This window comes from Roseomonas sp. CAU 1739, assembly GCF_039839775.1.
Classification (GTDB): Bacteria; Pseudomonadota; Alphaproteobacteria; order Acetobacterales; family Acetobacteraceae; genus Neoroseomonas.
The window spans coordinates 214,233-230,232 of the sequence record NZ_JBDOQQ010000003.1 but is presented as its reverse complement, the minus strand read 5'-3'; the positions used below and the strand labels follow the sequence as shown (position 1 = coordinate 230,232).

Sequence of the window (16,000 nt, the reverse complement as noted above, 5' to 3'; positions counted from 1 at the left end):
CGGCCGGCGACCGTCAGGCGACCGCCGGCTTGGGGCCGAGGCCGAGGATCTGGCGCAACCGCCCCAACATCTCCCGCGCCTTGTCGCCCAGTTCCTCATCGGGCCCGGCCACCTGCTCGACAGCGGCAAGCGCCTTGCGGCGTTCCACAGCCGTGCTCAGCAGATTCGGCACCGCGGCGAGCGCTTCCTCCCGCAACAGGGTCACGATCACAGTCTGCTCGCGGATCATCGCCTGTCGTGCGGCCGGGCTCATGCCGACGAAGGGCGGTTCGGTCGTCAGCAGCGTATTGGATCGGGCCAGGCGAGAACGGCGCACGCCGCCGCGCGCATCGGCGAGGAGGATCATCATGCGGATCACGGCCTCCGCATAGCCACCGGTGGCCACGCGGCCGCGCGCCTCGTTCAACTGGGCCGGCTCGACGGGGATGGACCGCCGCGCCGCCTCGGCTTCCTCAGCGCTTTCGTCGCCGGTGACGCCGGCGGCGGCAAGGCCGCCGAAGATGGCGTGGAAGGCGATCTCGCTGCAGGCGTCGCGCATGTCGCGCCAGGCGTCGATGCTGCGCTCGACCCCATCGGCCCAGGCCTTCTCGGCCGCTAGGAACGGGTTGTCCTGCTCGGCCGGCGCGCGATGCTGGCGCGCGAGGCCCGCCATCGCGCGGATCGGCATCATGAAGGGGTTCATGTCGCTGAACATGTAGCGGCGCATGCGCATCGGGCTCGCCTGCCGGCGCGCCTCGGCGGCCTCCTCGGTGACGAACTGGCGCACGATGGGGGAGACCAGAACGTCATAGAGGTTCTGGTTCATCTCCGAGATCTTGGCGACGGCGGGGAATGCCTCGTTGCCGACCTCGCCGGAGATTGCGCGGATGTCGGCGATCTTCCGCTCGACCAGTTCGACCTGCCATTCCTCATTGCCGCCGGACCCGTCATGGCCGGTGATCTTCATCTCGTACAGGCCGGGGGCCACCGCCTCGATCATCTCGAGCGTCGTGGCGATCTCGGTGTGTTCCTTCTTGGCGATCGCGCCCGAGACGAAGATGCCGAGATGCCCGATCTGGTCGTGCAGCAGGTAGACGATGGTCTGGCCGAGCGACTTGATCTCCTGCTCGTCGCGGTAGACGTCGGCGATCCAGCGTAGCGCCTGGCCGACCGGGGTGATGTTGTCGCCCGACGACGCGAAGACGATGACCGGCGCCTTCACCTCGCGCATGTTGAAGGTCTCGCCGCCGCCGGAGCTGATCTGGCCGGTCGAGAAGCGGTTGCCGATGAACAGGTTGTCGACGATCCAGCGGATCTCGTCGCGCGTCATCAGGAAGTAGCCGCCCCACCAGCGCTCGAATTCCAGGAAGCGCTGGGATTCTGTATCGATCTTCGCATAGAGATCGAAATACTTGCGGAACCAGGTCGCGCCCGGCGACAGGCTCTCGAAGTTCGACACCAGCGAGGCGCCGTCGAACTTGCCATTGCCGAGGTCGGCCATCAGCGACGCCGGCCAGCCGCCACCGGCCAGCCCGCCGAGGTAGCGCATCGGGTTGCGTCCCTTCTCGCCGGCCCAATAGGACAGCGGCGCGCCGTTCAGGACCAGCGCGCCCACTGCATCGGGGGCCGCTGCACCGAGCATCATCGACGCCCAGCCGCCCTGGCAGTTGCCGATGACTACCGGCTTGGGCGCCTGGGGATGGTCCGTCGCAATACGCGTCAGGAACGCCGCTTCGGCGGCGGTGACGTCGAGGATCGTCTGGCCCTTTTCCGGGTCACGGAAGAAGATGACGAAATAGACCGGATGGCCGCGGCGCAGCGCCACGCCCACTTGGCTGTCCGACTTGAAGCCGCCGATGCCTGCGCCGTGGCCGGCGCGCGGGTCGATGATGACGAAGGGGCGCAGCTTCGGGTCGAGCGGCGGGGCGCCCTCGGGCGCGCGGATGCGCACCAGGGCGTAGTTGACCGGGCGGGTCAGGCTGCGGCCATCGACAACCGTGTCGTAGTCGAAGAACAGCACGGGCGGGCAGCCGGCCTTCTCATGCTCGACGAAATTATTGCCGGCCTCTCGCATGACGTCCCAGAACATCACCAGGCGCTGGGCGGCATCGGCCGCATAGGCCTGCGCATCCTGCGCCAGCGCGGCGGGCGGGCGGGCGAAGGCAGCGGCGGCTTCCCGCAGGGCGGCCATGGCCTGTTCGGGTTGCATCATCGGCATCAGCGCGGCGGCGTGGCGGCCGACCACATCCGTCATGTCACGCACCTGGTCGAGCACGCGCGTCGCGGTCTCGCTGGCCTTTTCCATCACCTCACGGGTCGGGAGGGCGGCGGTCTTCGGCATGATTTGCGTTCCCTTTTATGCGCCCTTGTGGTCCCCCGGCGCCCGCGGTTCAAGTGTTTTTGCTGCAATGCAACAAAGTCAGAACGTGCCGGGCGATCATCGATTCCTCGTCGGTGGCGCGCACCAGCACGCGGGTCGGCCCGCCGGGCAGGGCGATCTCGGGGTCATTGGCTGCGTTGCGATCCGGGCAGATCGCGATGCCGAGGAAGCCGAGACCCTCGCAGATGCGCGCGCGCAGGGTGCGGGCGTTCTCCCCGATGCCGGCGGTGAAGACCAGCGCATCTATCCCGCCCATGGCGGCGGCCAGCGCGCCGATCTCCCGCCGCACGCGCCAGGCGAAATGGCTCAGCGCCTGGGCGGCGCGCGGGTCGGTGCTTTTCTCCAGGTCGCGCACATCCTGGCTGATGCCCGACATGCCCTTCAGCCCGGCATTGCCGTAGAGCAACCCGGTCAGGTCGGCCGCATCCATGCCCTCGGCCTGCATCAGGTGCAGCAGCACGCCGGGGTCGATCTGGCCGCAGCGCGTGCCCATCGGCACGCCGTCCAGCGCGGTGAAGCCCATGGTGCTGTCGATGCTGCGCCCGTTGCGGATGCCGCACAGCGAGGACCCGTTGCCCAGATGCGCCACCACCACGCGCCCGGCGGCCAGCGCAGGATCCTCCTCGGCGAGAAGGTGGGAGATGTATTCGTAGGACAGGCCATGGAACCCGTAGCGGCGGATGCCGCGGGCGTAGAATTCCGGCGGTAGGGCGAAGGTGTCTGCCTCCCAGTCATGGGCGCGATGGAAGGCGGTGTCGAAGCAGGCGATCTGCGGCACGCCGGGGAAGCGGCGGGAGGCGGCCTCGATGCCGGCGATGTTGTGCGGCTGGTGCAGCGGCGCCAGCGGCATCAGCGCCCTCAGCTTTCCCATCGCCAGCTCATCCACCAGCATCGGCGCGGCAAGGTCTGGCCCGCCATGCACCACGCGATGGCCGACGGCGATGATGCGGCGTCCTTCGATCGCCGGGCCGATGCCTTCCATGATGCGCACCAGCGCGGCGACATGGTCGGCAACGTCGGGGCCCGGCCAGCGATGATCGGCGAGCACCTGGCGCCGCGCGTCGCGCGCGATCAGGTGCGGCGAGGCGCCGATCCCTTCCATCTGGCCATCGAGGCGCGTCTCGGCGCGGTCGCCGACCACCTCGAACAGCTCGAACTTGATGGAGGAGGAGCCTGCGTTGAGGACGAGGACCGCATCGCTCATGCTGCGCCGAGCTCCGGCACCAGGCAGACGCCCGTGCGCCGCCAATGGCCATACAGCACGGCGAGGGCGGCCGACATCAGCCGCGCATGTTCGTCATCGGCTCGGGACGTCAGCATGACCGGCACCTTCGCACCCACCACCAGCCCGCCGGTATCGGCCTGCGAGAGGAACACCAGCTGCTTGGCCAGCATGTTGCCAGCCTCGAGGTTCGGCGCGACCAGCACATCGGCACGGCCGGCGACCGAGGAATGGATGCCCTTGGTGCGCGCCGCTTCCAGGTCCACCGCGTTGTCCATCGCCAGCGGCCCATCCACCAGCCCGCCCTTGATCTGCCCACGCTCTGCCATCTTCGCGAGCGCGGCGGCGTCGATGGTGGACGGGATCGCCGGGTTGATGGTCTCGACCGCCGAAAGGATGCCGACGCGCGGCTGTTTCAGCCCGATCGCCTGCGCCAGGTCGATCGCGTTCTGCACGATGTCGGCCTTGGTCATCAGGTCGGGCAGGATGTTGATCGCCGCGTCGGTGATCAGCATCAGCCCTTCATGGCCGGGAATGTCGAGCACGAAGACATGGCTGATGCGCCGGCCGGTGCGCAGGCCTCCATCGGATTTGGTGACGTGGCGCAGCACCTCATCCGAATGGATGTTGCCCTTCATAATGGCCTCGGCGCGGCCTTCATGCACCAGGCAGACGCAGCGGGCGGGCGCGTCGTGGTCCGTCGTCACCGCTTCGATCCGCACGCCGGCGAGGTCCCAGCCGATCTTCAGCGCCTCGGCACGGATCGTCGCTTCCGGACCGACCAGGATCGGTTCGATGAGACCTTCCTTCGTCGCTTCCCAGGCACCGCCGAGGGAATTCCCGTCGGTCGGCGCGGCGATGGCGGTTGGCATCGGCGGAATGCCTCGGCAGGCCGCCAGCAGGCGGGAGAACTTGCCGCGCGGCAGCAGGGTGAGTTCCGGAATGATCACGCCATCGGTGACCAGGCGAATCGGCGGCGGGCTGACCTCGGCGGTGCCGTCGACCACGAGGGTGCCATCCTCCTTCTCCAGCCGGCAATCGATCACGAGAAGATTGCCCGGCAGCTTCTCCCGCACGGTCACCGCGGCGATCACCGCATCGCCGGATTCGACACGGGCATGGAAGCGCAGCGTCTGCGCACGGTAGACGGTGCCCGGCCCCGGCAGCTTGTTGCCCAGCACGGCTGAGAACAGCGAGGCGCACCACATGGCTGGTGCGACCGGGGCATGGCCGGTTTCCTGTTCCGATTCGCCAGGCAGGTGCACCGGGTTGAAGTTGCCCGAGGCATGCGCGAAGACGATCAGGTCGTTCGGCGTGCAGACGCGCGTCATGGTCGCGGTCTCGCCGACCTTGATGTCGTCCCAGGCGTGTCCGACCAGGGCGGGGGCGGTGATGGTCACAGCGTCATCTCCGGGACGGTTGCAGGCAGGATCAGCGGAGCGGTGGTGGCGGCGAGGATCTCGCTGACCGCGACTCCCGGGGCCCGTTCGCGCAACACCAGGCCCTCGGCCGTGGGTTCGATCACGGCAAGGTCGGTAACCACCAGGCTGACCCGGCGGGAGGAAGTCGGTGGCAAGGTCAACTTCGGCACAATCTTCGCTTCCCCCTTGGCCGCGTGCTGCATGGCTATGACGACGCGCTGCGCGCCGGCGACGAGGTCCATGGCACCACCCATGCCGGCGACCATCCTGCCCGGCACCATCCAATTGGCGAGATGGCCCTGCGCATCCACCTGCAGACCACCCAGCACGGTCATCGCGAGATGCCCGCCGCGGATCAGCGCGAAGGATGTCGCGCTGTCGAAGGCGAATGCGCCGGGCAGGGCGGTGATGAACCCGCCGCCGGCATCGGTCAGGTTGGGGTCTTCCATCCCCTCCGGCGGGCGTGCGCCGAAGCCGATGATGCCGTTCTCGCTCTGGAAGGCGACGAGCATGCCGGCCGGCACGTAATGCGCCACCAGCGTCGGCAGCCCGATGCCGAGGTTCACCAGGGTGCGGTCACGCAATTCCTGCGCCACGCGGCGGGCGATGATCTCCTTGGCGTCCATCTCAGCGCGGCCTTTCCACCAGATGCGTCACCACGATGCCCGGCGTGCGGACATGGTCGGGCGGAATGACGCCGATCGGCACGATCTCGTCCGGTTCGGCGATCACCAGGTCGGCGGCCAGCGCCATCACCGGATTGAAGTTCTGCGCCGTCAGCCGATAGGTGAGGTTGGCGTAGTAGTCGGCCTCGAAGCAATGCAGCAGCGCGACATCGGCGCGCAGCGGCTTCTCCAGCAGATAGTCGCGGCCGTCGATGGTCAGCACCTGCTTGCCCTCGGCGACCACGGTGCCGATACCGGTGGGCGTCAGCACGCCGCCCAGCCCCGCGCCGCCGGCGCGGATGCGTTCGGCCAGCGTGCCCTGCGGCACGAGGTCGATCGCCATCTCGCCGGCCATCATCTTCCGCTGCGCCACGGGATTGAGCCCGATATGGCTGACGATGCAGCGCGCGACGCAACCCGCATCGATCAGCACGCCGATGCCGTGACCGGGCCGCGCCGTGTCGTTGCCGATGATCGTCAGCCCCCGCGCCCCACGCGCCGCCAGGGCGGCGATCACGCGATGGGGCGAGCCCACCCCCATGAAGCCGCCGATCATCACCGAGGCCCCGTCCGGGACCAGCTCCGCGGCCCGCTCGGCCGAAATCGCCTGGCGCATCGTCGTCAGGCCACGTTGTGCAGGCCGGCATCGACATAGATCGTGTCGCCGGTCATGCCCGAAGCCGCGCCGCCCACCAGGAAGGAGACCACCCGGCCGACTTCCGCGATATCGACCAGGCGATGCGCCGGCGCGCGTTCAAGCGCCATCTCGATCAGCTCGTCGAACTGCGCGATGCCGCTGGCCGCGCGGGTCTTGAGCGGGCCGGGAGAGACAGCATAGACGCGGATGCCCTTGTCGCCGAGTTCATTGGCAGCATAGCGCACCGAGGCTTCGAGCGCCGCCTTCACCGGCCCCATCATGTTGTAGTTCCCGACCACCTTGTCGGCGCCGTAGTAGGACATGGTGACCAGCGCGCCGCCATCGGTCATCAGTGGTTCAGCCAGCTTCGCCATGCGCAGGAAGGACCAGCAGGACACATGCATGGCCTGGGCGAAGCCTTCGGCCGAGCAGTCGATCACCCGGCCATGCAGGTCGGCGCGCGGGGCGAAGGCGATGGAATGAATGACGAAATCGAGCCGCCCCCAGCGATCGGCGATATGCGCGAACAGCGCTTCCAACTGCCCGGGTTCCTGCGCGTCGAGCGGGGCGACGATCGACGCTCCGAGGGCCTCCGCCAGCGGGCGGACATGCTTCTCGGCCTTGTCGTTCAGATAGGTCACGGCGAGGTCCGCGCCGAAGGCGCGCAGCTTCACCGCGCAGCCATAGGCGATGGAATTGGCATTGGCGATGCCGACGACAAGGCCGCGCTTGCCCTTCAGCATGTCCCCCACGCGGCTGTCCGGGTCCCACACGCGCGGCAGCGGGTCGGTCGGTCGGGTCTCGTCGGCCATGCAAGCCTCCTGGCGCTTTGCCGGCAGCGACGTGCCATGGCTCGCCGCTCCACGCCTTGACCTAGAACATAAATGGCGCCGTCCACCATCTCAGTTTTGCTGCATTGCAAAAACAACCGACCTGGCTGGACCGCGCCGCGGCTCGGTGGTTGGCTGCCAGCAAGCGCAGGAGGAACGCCGCATGAAGGGTGTCGTATTCACCGGGGACCGCAAGCTCGAACTGATGGATTTCCCGGACCCGTCGCCAGGCCCGGGGGAGGTGGTGCTGGAGATGCGTGCCTCCGGCATGTGCGGGTCCGACCTGAAATTCTATCGCGCGGCGGGCGGGCCGGGGCGGACGGCCGCACTCGGCCTTGGCGCCACATCCGGGCCGATCATCGCGGGGCATGAACCCTGCGGCGTGGTGGTCGCGGTGGGGCAGGGCGTGGCGGCGAACCAGGCCTGGGTCGGCATGCGCGCCATGCAGCATCATTATCGCGGCTGCGGCGTCTGCCCGCGCTGCAACACCGGCTGGATGCAACTGTGTGACGAGGGCGTGAAGGAGGTCTATGGCGCGACCGGCCATGGTGGCCATGCGCGATACCTGAAATGCCCGGCGCGCACGCTGGTCGAATTGCCGGAGGAACTGTCCTTCGAGACGGGGGCCGCGATTTCCTGCGGCACCGGCACCGCCTGGGGCGCGCTGCAACGGCTGGGGCTGACCGGGGACCAGACCATCGCGGTGTTCGGCCAGGGGCCGGTCGGCCTGTCGGCGACGCTGCTGGCGGCGAAGATGGGGGCGCGGGTGATCGCGCTCGACACCTCGCCCGAACGGCTTGGGCGGGCGAAGGATTTTGGCGCCGACCTGCTGATCAACCCGGCCGAGACGAATGACGTCCTCGGCGCCATCAAGGACGCGACGCACGGCCTGGGGGCGCATGCCTCGCTCGATGCCTCGTCCAATCCCCTGGCGCGGCGCCAGGCGGTGCAATGCGTGCGCACCTGGGGCAAGGCCTGCTTCGTGGGGGAGGGCGGGGAGGTCACGCTCGACGTCAGCCCGGACATGCTGCGCCGGCAGGTGACGCTGATCGGGTCCTGGACCTTCTCGACCGGCGGTCAGGCGGAATGCGCGCGCTACATCGCCGATCGCGGGGTGAACGTCGATGCGCTGTTCACCCATCGCTGGCGCCTTGACCAGGCCGAGGAAGCCTATCGCCTGTTCGATCGGCAGACCGATGGCAAGGGCGTGATCCTGCCCGCGGCATAGCCGGTTCCTGGACGGCGGGCGCCGCACATCCGTGCGGCTTGCCTTCGCGCCCCGGGCTCACGCGCCCGGTGCCGCAGGCGGGTTGGGCGCGGTCGCGCCCCGGACCGCCTTTACGGTCCGCGAGACGGCAGGCATCGCGCCTCCGCGCGCGCCGCCTCCTTCCTTCGCGGACCGATGATGCCGACACGTCTTGCCTGACCTTGCCGGCCGGTCGAATGTGCCGCGCGCGCTTGAAGAGGACACGCCATGTACATCGAACACCGCCAATACACCTTCCATCCCGGCAAGCAGCCGCAATGGATCGACGCCTTCGGCAACTATGGATTTCCGGCCTCGACCCGCACGCTGGGAGCGCCCTCGCTCGGCACCTTCACGACCGAGGTCGGGCCAATCAACCGCTTCGTCTTCATGCGCGGCTGGGACGACATCGACACCCGCGATGCCGGCATCGCGGCACGTGAAGCCGATGCCCAGTGGGGTGAGTTCAAGAAGGCCTCCGCCGGCTGCCTGATGGCGCAGGAGGTGAAGTTCCTGAAGCCGACCTCGTTCTCGCCGATCACCTCGGCCAAGGACTTCGCCTTCAAGCGTGAGATCGGCGGCACCGGCATGGTGGTGGACCACCGGACCTACGACTTCCATCCGGGCAAGATGCCGGCCTGGATCAAGGCGTATCAGGAGGTTGGGCTGCCGGTGCAGAAGCGCATCCTGGGCCAGATGCTAATGTTCGCGGTCACCGAGATCGGGCCGATCAACCAGGTGGTGTTCTGCTGGCTGTATGAAGGCTTCGGCGATCGCGACCGCCGCCGCACGGCGATGGCCAACGACCCGGAATGGCAGGAATTCGGCAAGATGGTCGGCGGCCTCGGCGCGCTGAAGCAGCAGACCGTGATGGGGCTGAAGCCGACCTCCTTCTCGGTGGTGAAGTAGCCTGGCCGCCCGGGTGAGGGGCTTCGGCGCCTCACCCGGCGCTGCGGTGCGGCATCGGGGATTTTGAGCCTTGGGGCCTTGTCCCGCCCGTCGTGCAGGGAGCACGGCGACGGCCGGGATGCCAGGACGATGCAGGGGATCGGCAGTCGTACACGGCGCGACGCGCGGTTAACCAGGACTTCAGCACCGGCGGCGAGGATGCATCCCTTCTCGCCCCGGTAGGACCATGCAGGAAACCGTTCGCCACCCGGCCCCCAGCGCAGCGGACCGCTTCCTGACCTTCGCCTTCGCCGCGGCCGAAATGCTGGTCGAGACCGATGCCGATGGCCGCATCACCTTCGCCGAGGGCGCCTTTCCGGCTCGCTTCGGCCGACCAGGCCGCAGTTTCCTGGGGCAGCCCTTGCAAACCATGGTGGCGCGGGATCAGCGATCGGGCATCGGCACCGCACTCGAACTGCTCACCGCCACGGGACGGATCCGCCCGACCGCCATCCGGCTGTCCGACGCGGCGCGCTCGGCCTTCAGCATGGCGGGGCTGGCGGCGCCCGGCGGCCATGGCCGCTACTGCCTGACCTTCGCGCCGCTGCCGGCCGAACTTCCCGGCGGCCCGCTGCCCGGCGGTCCTGGCCTGGCCCGCGCGGCCGAGGAGATGTTGCGGGTTGGCGAAGGTGCGACCGGGGCGCTCGGCCTGATCGAATTGACCGGTGACGGCGGCGCGCTGGCGCCACGTGCGGACCTCGCGGCGCGCATCCAGGATGTGCTGTCCAGCCATGGCGGTGCGGGGGCGGTGGCGGCGGATTTCGGCTCCGGCCGTTTCGGGGTGCTGCCGGCCGAGGGCCGGCCCGATGTGCACGTCCTGGCCGATCAGGTGGCGCTGCTGATGGCCCAGCATGGCCTGCCGGGCAGGATCGGGACGCGGAGCCTGCCGCTGGAAGCCGGCGGCCTCAGCCCGTTGCAGACGACACGCGCTCTGCGCTTCGCCCTGTCGGCCTTCTCGCGTGGCGGCGATGCCGCACTGGCCAAGGCGGGCTTCGCGGGGGGCCTCGCAGGTTTCGTCTCCTCGGCTTCCGACCGTGCGACGGCGCTGCGCCGGACCATCGCGGAACGGCGCTTCCGCCTGGCGTTTCAGCCGATCGTGCTGCTCGCCGACCGCCGTCCCCATCATTACGAAGCCCTGCTTCGCCCGATCGCGACCCCCGGTAGCCCGTATGACCAGGCCTCGGAATTCATTGCTCTCGCCGAAACGGTGGGCCTGTCGGAGGCGCTCGACTGGGCGGTGGTGGGGACCGCCTGCGACGCGGCGCGGGCGGCCAGCGGGGCGCGGATCGCCTGCAACCTGTCGGGCCTGTCGCTGCAAAGCCCAGCCTTCAGGCACCAGCTCTGCACCATGCTCGACGCCGATCCCGCCCTGGCGCGCCGCCTGCTGGTCGAGATCACCGAAACCGCCGAGATCGAGGACGAGGCCGAAGCCTGCCGCACGGTCGATGCACTGCGCGGGCTCGGCCTGCCGGTCTGCATCGACGATTTCGGCGCGGGTGCGGCCGCCTTCCGCTACCTCCGCATCTTCCGCGTCGATTTCGTCAAGGTGGACGGCATCTATGTGACCCATGCGGTCGAGAGCGGCCGGGATCGGGGCTTCATCTCCGCCATGGTGGACCTGGCCACCGCCGTCGGCGCCCAGGTGGTGGCCGAACGCATTGAGACGGAGGCCCAGGCGACGTTAATGCAGAACCTCGGCGTCGCCTTCGGCCAAGGCTTCCTGTTCGGCCGGCCGGGCGCGCTGCCGGGCCGGTAGGCGTTCCGATAGGGCGTGGATGTGCTGGCCGATGGCTGCGGGTGGCGGAACCGGAGAGGACATTGCGCCCTCCAACTCTCCCCCTGGCCGCAATCAGGCAAGGCCTTTGGCGACATGCGCGCTCTTCTGATTCGCAACAAATTCGCAGTTCCGCAAAATCGACAGTTACTGTAGGTATCGCGCGCTTAAGGAGACTCCGCGTGACACCACTGACCACGATGACCTTGGCATTCAGCCTGTCGGTCGATGCCTTTGCTGCTTCTATCGGCAAGGGTGCGGCCCTCGACCGCCCGCGCTTCGGCGAGGCGCTGCGTACCGGGCTGATCTTCGGCGTGGTGGAAGCCATCACCCCCGTCATCGGCTGGGTCATCGGCCTCGCTGCCGCCAGCAGGATCGATGATTTTGATCATTGGATCGCATTCGTTCTGCTCGCCTTGGTGGGTGGCCGGATGATCTTCGAAGCCGGTCGTGGCCGTGACGGCGAAGCGCCGCCAGCCAAGCCGAGCCGGCACGGGCTGCTGGTGCTGCTGGCCACCGCTGTCGGGACCAGCCTCGATGCCATGGCGGTTGGCGTCACCCTTGCCTTTGTCGGGGCTAACATCACCGTGGCTGCGATCGCCATCGGGCTCGCGACCGCCGTGATGGCGACGCTCGGCATGCTGCTCGGACGCTACCTAGGCGGGCGCTTCGGGCGGATCGCCGAGGCGCTGGGCGGGCTGGCGCTGGTCGGGCTCGGCACGAAGATTCTGCTGGAACACATGCTGCTGGCCTGATCTGGCGCGTGCGGCTTGCCCTTCCCGGCGGCGCAGCGCAGGAAGCGGCCATGACGCCGCCCGCCCCGCCGCGACTCGCCGTGGTGATCCCCTGCTACAACGAGGCCGCCAATGTCGCCCCCATGGTGGAGCGACTGGATGCGGCGCTCGCCGGCATCGCCTGGGAAGCGATCTTCGTCGATGACGACAGCCCCGATGGCACGGCGGCGCGCGCCAAGGCGATCGCTGCGCGCGACCCGCGCATCCGCTGCATCCGCCGCATCGGGCGGCGAGGGCTCGCCTCGGCCTGCGTCGAGGGCATCCTGTCCAGCGCCGCGCCCTATGTCGCCGTCATCGATGGCGACCTGCAACATGACGAGACGATCCTGCCGCGGATGCTGGCCCTGCTGGAGGCCGACCAGGCCGAGGTGGTGGTCGGCAGCCGCAACGTCGAAGGCGGGGCGATGGGGGAAGGGCTGTCGCCGATCCGGCGCATGGTCTCCGATGGCGGCGCGGCCCTGGCGAACGCCGCCCTGCCGGTGAAGGTGGCCGATCCGATGAGCGGCTTCTTCGCAATGCCGCGGGCGTTGTTCGACAACCTCGCGCCCAAGCTGACCGCCACCGGGTTCAAGATCCTGCTCGACATCCTGCTATCGGCGGGACGGCCTCTGCGCGTCGCCGAGATCCCCTACACCTTCCGCGCGCGGGAAGCCGGCGAGAGCAAGCTCGACGCCGCGGTGCTGCTGGAGTTCGGCGGGCTACTGGCGGACAAGGCCCTGGGCGGGATCGTACCGCTGCGCTTCATGGCCTTCGGGCTGGTGGGGGCGATCGGCGTGCTGGTGCATCTGGTCGTGCTGGGGCTGCTGCACGGCATCGGGCCGGTCGGCTTCTGGCCGGCGCAATGGGCGGCGACCTTCGTTGCCATGACGGCGAATTTCCTGCTCAACAACCGCATCACCTATCGCGACCGGCGGCTGCGCGGGGCGGCACTCCCGCGCGGGCTGCTGCTGTTCTACGTCGTGTGCGGCATCGGGGCGGCTGCCAATGTCGGCATCGCCGGGCTGCTGCTGCGCGACGGGCTGGTGAATTGGGGGCTGGCGGGCGCGGCAGGGGCGCTGCTGACGGTCGTCTGGAACTACGCCGTCTCCTCGACGCTGGTGTGGCGTCCGCGCTGATGGGCTGGCTTGCCGCTCTGGCGGGACTGACGCTGCTGCGGCTGGCGATCGCCGCCATCCTGCCGCTGGCGCCGGACGAGGCGTATTACTGGGTTTGGTCGCGCGACCTGCAGGGCGGCTATCTGGATCACCCGCCGATGGTCGCGCTGTTCATTCGCGCGGGGACGCTGCTGGCCGGGGAGACGGCGCTCGGCATACGGCTGATGGGGCCCGTCTGCCTCGCCATCGGGTCGATCATGCTGGCGCGCGCGACGGAGGACCTGTTCCCCGGCCGTCGGGCAGGGCCCTGGGCGGCTGCGCTGTTCAACGCGACGCTGTTCGCCGGCATCGGTGCGGTGGCGATGACGCCAGATACGCCGCTGATCGCCTTCTGGACCGCGACGATCTGGGCGCTGGCAAGGCTTCACCGCAGTGGGGATGCGCGCTGGTGGCTGGCCGTCGGCGTCTTCGCCGGTGCGGCCCTGTTGAGCAAATACACCGCCGCGCTGCTCGGCCTCGGCATCGTGGCGTGGCTGTTGCTGGACCCCGCCGCGCGCCGCTGGTTCCTGCGGTGGCAGTTGTGGGCTGGCGGGGTCGTGGCTGTCGCCGTCTTTGCCCCGGTGGTGCTGTGGAATGCCGGCCATGGCTGGGCGTCCTTCGCCAAGCAGGGCGGCCGCGCGGGCACGATCGAGGCAGGCCGGGCGCTGCGCTACCTGGGCGAGTTGATCGGGGGTCAGTTGGGTCTGGCGACGCCGCTGGTCTTCGTGTTGTGCGCGGCGGGGATGGCTGCGGCGGCGTGGCGCTGGTGGCGCGGGCGCGACGGCGCCGCGCTGCTGCTGGCGGCCTTGACTGTCCCGGGGGCTGCGATCTTCCTGTGGCAGGCGACGGGCAGCCGCGTGCAGGGGAACTGGCCGGCGATCCTGTATCCGGCGGCCTGCATGGCCGCCGCGGCCCTGCTGGTCGCGCCGGGCTGGCTGCGGCTGCGCCGGCCAGCGGTGGTGCTCGGGCTGGTGATGACCGGGGCGGTGTATCTGCAGGCGCTCGCCGCACCGCTGCCGCTGCCGCGGCGGAGCGATCCGACTCTGGCGCGGCTTGGCGGCTGGGATGGGTTCGCGGCCGACCTCGACGCCGCCATGACGCGGGAGGGGGCAAACTTCGTCGCCGCGGAGGAATACGGGCTCGCATCCGTCCTGGCCTTCCGGCTGCCGCGTGGGCGCGTGGTGATCGCGATGGATCCGCGCTGGCGATTTTTTTCGCTTCCCGCCCCGGCGCCGGGCGTAACCGGCCTGCTGCTGCGCAGCGAAAGACGGGGGGAGTGGCCTCCACTCTGGCCCGGTGCGGAAGCGCTGCCGGACGGGGTGGGGCGCCTGGTCCGCAGCCGCCATGGCATCGAGGCGGAGGCCTATCGCCTCCATCGTGTCACGACGGGGCCCGGACAGCCCCCGGCCGCGGTGTTGCCAAGGCCGGGGGACTGACGTGACGCTTGACCTCGGGCCGGGCAGACCGATCTTTGAGGCACAACGGAGGTTTGAGCATGCCGATCCGCATTCCGCGTGGCTGGGAGATCCCCGAGCGTGAAGCGAGCCCCGAGCATCTGGTGTTCGGGCGGCGCAAGGCCTTCGGGATCGGTGCGGGGCTGATGGTGGCCGCACCCGCCATGGCCCAGACAGCCGAGGCATTCCCGCCGGCGATGCGCAACACGCGCTACGTCCCCGGCCGCGACATCACCGCCGAGCGCGATGCCACCACCTACAACAACTACTACGAGTTCGGTACCGACAAGGGCATCAGCCGCGCCGCCCAGCGGCTGCCACAGCGGCCCTGGACCGTGAAGGTCGAGGGCATGGTCGGCACGCCCCGCGAATTCGGCATCGAGGACCTGCTGCGCACCATGCCGATCGAGGAGCGCGTCTATCGCCTGCGCTGCGTCGAGGCGTGGTCGATGGTGGTGCCCTGGACCGGCTTCCCGCTCTCGGCCTTGCTGGCACAGGTCAATCCGCTGGCCTCGGCGAAGTATGTGGTGTTCGAGACAGCGGCGATCCCCGCCGTCATGCCCGGGCTGCGCCAGTCCTGGTATCCCTGGCCCTACACCGAGGGCTGCACCATCGAGGAGGCCGGCAACGAGTTGTCCTTCATGGTGGTCGGTGCCTATGGCAAGGCACTGCCGGCGCAGAATGGCGGGCCGATCCGCTTCCACCAGCCGTGGAAATACGGCTTCAAGGCGGGCAAGAGCATCACCCGCATCCGTTTGACGGACCAGCGCCCGGTATCGTTCTGGGAACGCATCCAGGCGACGGAATATGGCTTCTGGGCCAATGTGAACCCGGAGGTCAGCCATCCGCGCTGGAGCCAGGCGAGCGAGCGGGTGATCGGCACCAATGAACGCGTGCCGACGCGGCTGTTCAACGGCTATGCGGATTTCGTCGCGCCTCTCTACACTGGACTGCAGAACGAGCGACTCTGGGCATGAGATGATCCTGCGACTGATAGGACTGCTGTTCGGCGCCGCGGCGCTGGTGATCGGGTTGTCCTTCGGTTGGGGATGGCCGTTCGGCGTTGCGCTGACGCGCGTCAACCCGACGGCCCTGACCACGATGCAGAGCGGCGTTCAGGGCGTGCTGTGGCAGGGGGCGTGGGATTCGCTGTTCATGCCGCTGTTCGGCATGCCGGCCTGGACAGTGCCCGCGGCCATCTGCCTGATCATGTTCCTGGTCAGTGCGATGCGGCCCGGCCGGGGGTGATACGTCGGCGGCCGCCTTCAGTCCGCGGTATCGGCCGGCTACAGCATTTGCTCCCCTTCGAGCCAGCCGGGCGGCTCTGACGGCCATGAGGGCAGCACCGCTCGCGAGGTGATGAGCTGCCAGGGGCGGGCATATTGTTCCTTGGCCGACCTATACGCCCCCTCCTCCAAGGGCGGGGGCGATTGGATACCTTCATCTGCCGATAGGCGCCGTGGCCGCCTCTGACCCATGCCGACCAGGTCCCGGCGGTCCAGTGTGGCCGGCACCGG

At 69.1% G+C, this 16,000-nt stretch carries 14 protein-coding genes; 8 read left to right on the top strand and 6 right to left on the bottom strand.

Translation table 11 applies throughout. From position 1 onward, the window contains the following. Positions 1 to 13: 13 nt before the first annotated feature. From AAFN86_RS07240 to fabI, 6 genes are read right to left on the bottom strand one after another with little or no spacing between them, the layout of a single operon-like run. A complete protein-coding gene (locus AAFN86_RS07240) occupies positions 14 to 2,320 on the bottom strand; it encodes a DUF3141 domain-containing protein (protein WP_347542602.1) in 2,307 nt (768 codons plus the stop codon). 49 nt (positions 2,321 to 2,369) lie between these two features. Then, positions 2,370 to 3,563, bottom strand: coding sequence for an acetate/propionate family kinase (locus tag AAFN86_RS07235; RefSeq protein ID WP_347542601.1), 1,194 nt, complete (start codon positions 3,561 to 3,563; stop codon positions 2,370 to 2,372). Further along, the gene (locus tag AAFN86_RS07230) at positions 3,560 to 4,981 is read right to left on the bottom strand and encodes a bifunctional enoyl-CoA hydratase/phosphate acetyltransferase (RefSeq protein ID WP_347542600.1); all 1,422 of its coding nucleotides are present in this window, start codon (positions 4,979 to 4,981) and stop codon (positions 3,560 to 3,562) included. The genes AAFN86_RS07235 and AAFN86_RS07230 overlap by 4 nt, the downstream gene beginning before the upstream one ends. Beyond that, positions 4,978 to 5,628, bottom strand: coding sequence for a 3-oxoacid CoA-transferase subunit B (locus tag AAFN86_RS07225; protein ID WP_347542599.1), 651 nt, complete (start codon positions 5,626 to 5,628; stop codon positions 4,978 to 4,980). Before AAFN86_RS07225 ends, AAFN86_RS07230 begins: the two co-directional genes overlap by 4 nt. 1 nt (position 5,629) lies before the next feature. Further along, entirely contained in the window at positions 5,630 to 6,283 is a 654-nt protein-coding gene (locus AAFN86_RS07220; RefSeq protein WP_347542598.1) for a 3-oxoacid CoA-transferase subunit A, read from the bottom strand. Between the two features lie 5 nt (positions 6,284 to 6,288). After that, a complete protein-coding gene (gene fabI, locus AAFN86_RS07215; protein WP_347542861.1) occupies positions 6,289 to 7,047 on the bottom strand; it encodes an enoyl-ACP reductase FabI in 759 nt (252 codons plus the stop codon). A gap of 250 nt (positions 7,048 to 7,297) precedes the next feature. On the opposite strand from fabI, the gene AAFN86_RS07210 reads away from it, so the two are divergent. From AAFN86_RS07210 to AAFN86_RS07175, 8 genes are all read left to right on the top strand, one after another. Then, positions 7,298 to 8,362: a zinc-binding dehydrogenase gene (locus AAFN86_RS07210; RefSeq protein WP_347542597.1), complete on the top strand. Its 1,065-nt coding sequence runs from the start codon at positions 7,298 to 7,300 to the stop codon at positions 8,360 to 8,362. Between the two features lie 246 nt (positions 8,363 to 8,608). Beyond that, positions 8,609 to 9,289: an NIPSNAP family protein gene (locus AAFN86_RS07205; RefSeq protein ID WP_347542596.1), complete on the top strand. Its 681-nt coding sequence runs from the start codon at positions 8,609 to 8,611 to the stop codon at positions 9,287 to 9,289. Between the two features lie 226 nt (positions 9,290 to 9,515). Further along, positions 9,516 to 11,084, top strand: a complete 1,569-nt coding sequence (locus AAFN86_RS07200; protein ID WP_347542595.1) for an EAL domain-containing protein — start codon at positions 9,516 to 9,518, stop codon at positions 11,082 to 11,084. A gap of 218 nt (positions 11,085 to 11,302) precedes the next feature. Then, positions 11,303 to 11,857 (top strand): manganese efflux pump MntP family protein, encoded by a 555-nt coding sequence (locus AAFN86_RS07195; protein ID WP_347542860.1) that lies wholly within the window; start codon positions 11,303 to 11,305, stop codon positions 11,855 to 11,857. Positions 11,858 to 11,907: 50 nt separating this feature from the next. Continuing rightward, positions 11,908 to 13,011 carry a glycosyltransferase gene (locus AAFN86_RS07190; RefSeq protein WP_347542594.1) on the top strand — a complete coding sequence of 368 codons (1,104 nt, stop codon included), beginning with the start codon at positions 11,908 to 11,910 and terminating at the stop codon, positions 13,009 to 13,011. Then, on the top strand, positions 13,011 to 14,465 hold the full coding sequence (locus AAFN86_RS07185; protein WP_347542592.1) for a glycosyltransferase family 39 protein: 1,455 nt from the start codon (positions 13,011 to 13,013) through the stop codon (positions 14,463 to 14,465). The genes AAFN86_RS07190 and AAFN86_RS07185 overlap by 1 nt, the downstream gene beginning before the upstream one ends. A gap of 59 nt (positions 14,466 to 14,524) precedes the next feature. Next, on the top strand, positions 14,525 to 15,460 hold the full coding sequence (gene msrP / locus AAFN86_RS07180; RefSeq protein ID WP_347542591.1) for a protein-methionine-sulfoxide reductase catalytic subunit MsrP: 936 nt from the start codon (positions 14,525 to 14,527) through the stop codon (positions 15,458 to 15,460). A 1-nt stretch (position 15,461) separates the two neighbouring features. Further along, positions 15,462 to 15,731 (top strand): hypothetical protein, encoded by a 270-nt coding sequence (locus tag AAFN86_RS07175; protein ID WP_347542590.1) that lies wholly within the window; start codon positions 15,462 to 15,464, stop codon positions 15,729 to 15,731. Positions 15,732 to 16,000: the final 269 nt, after the last annotated feature.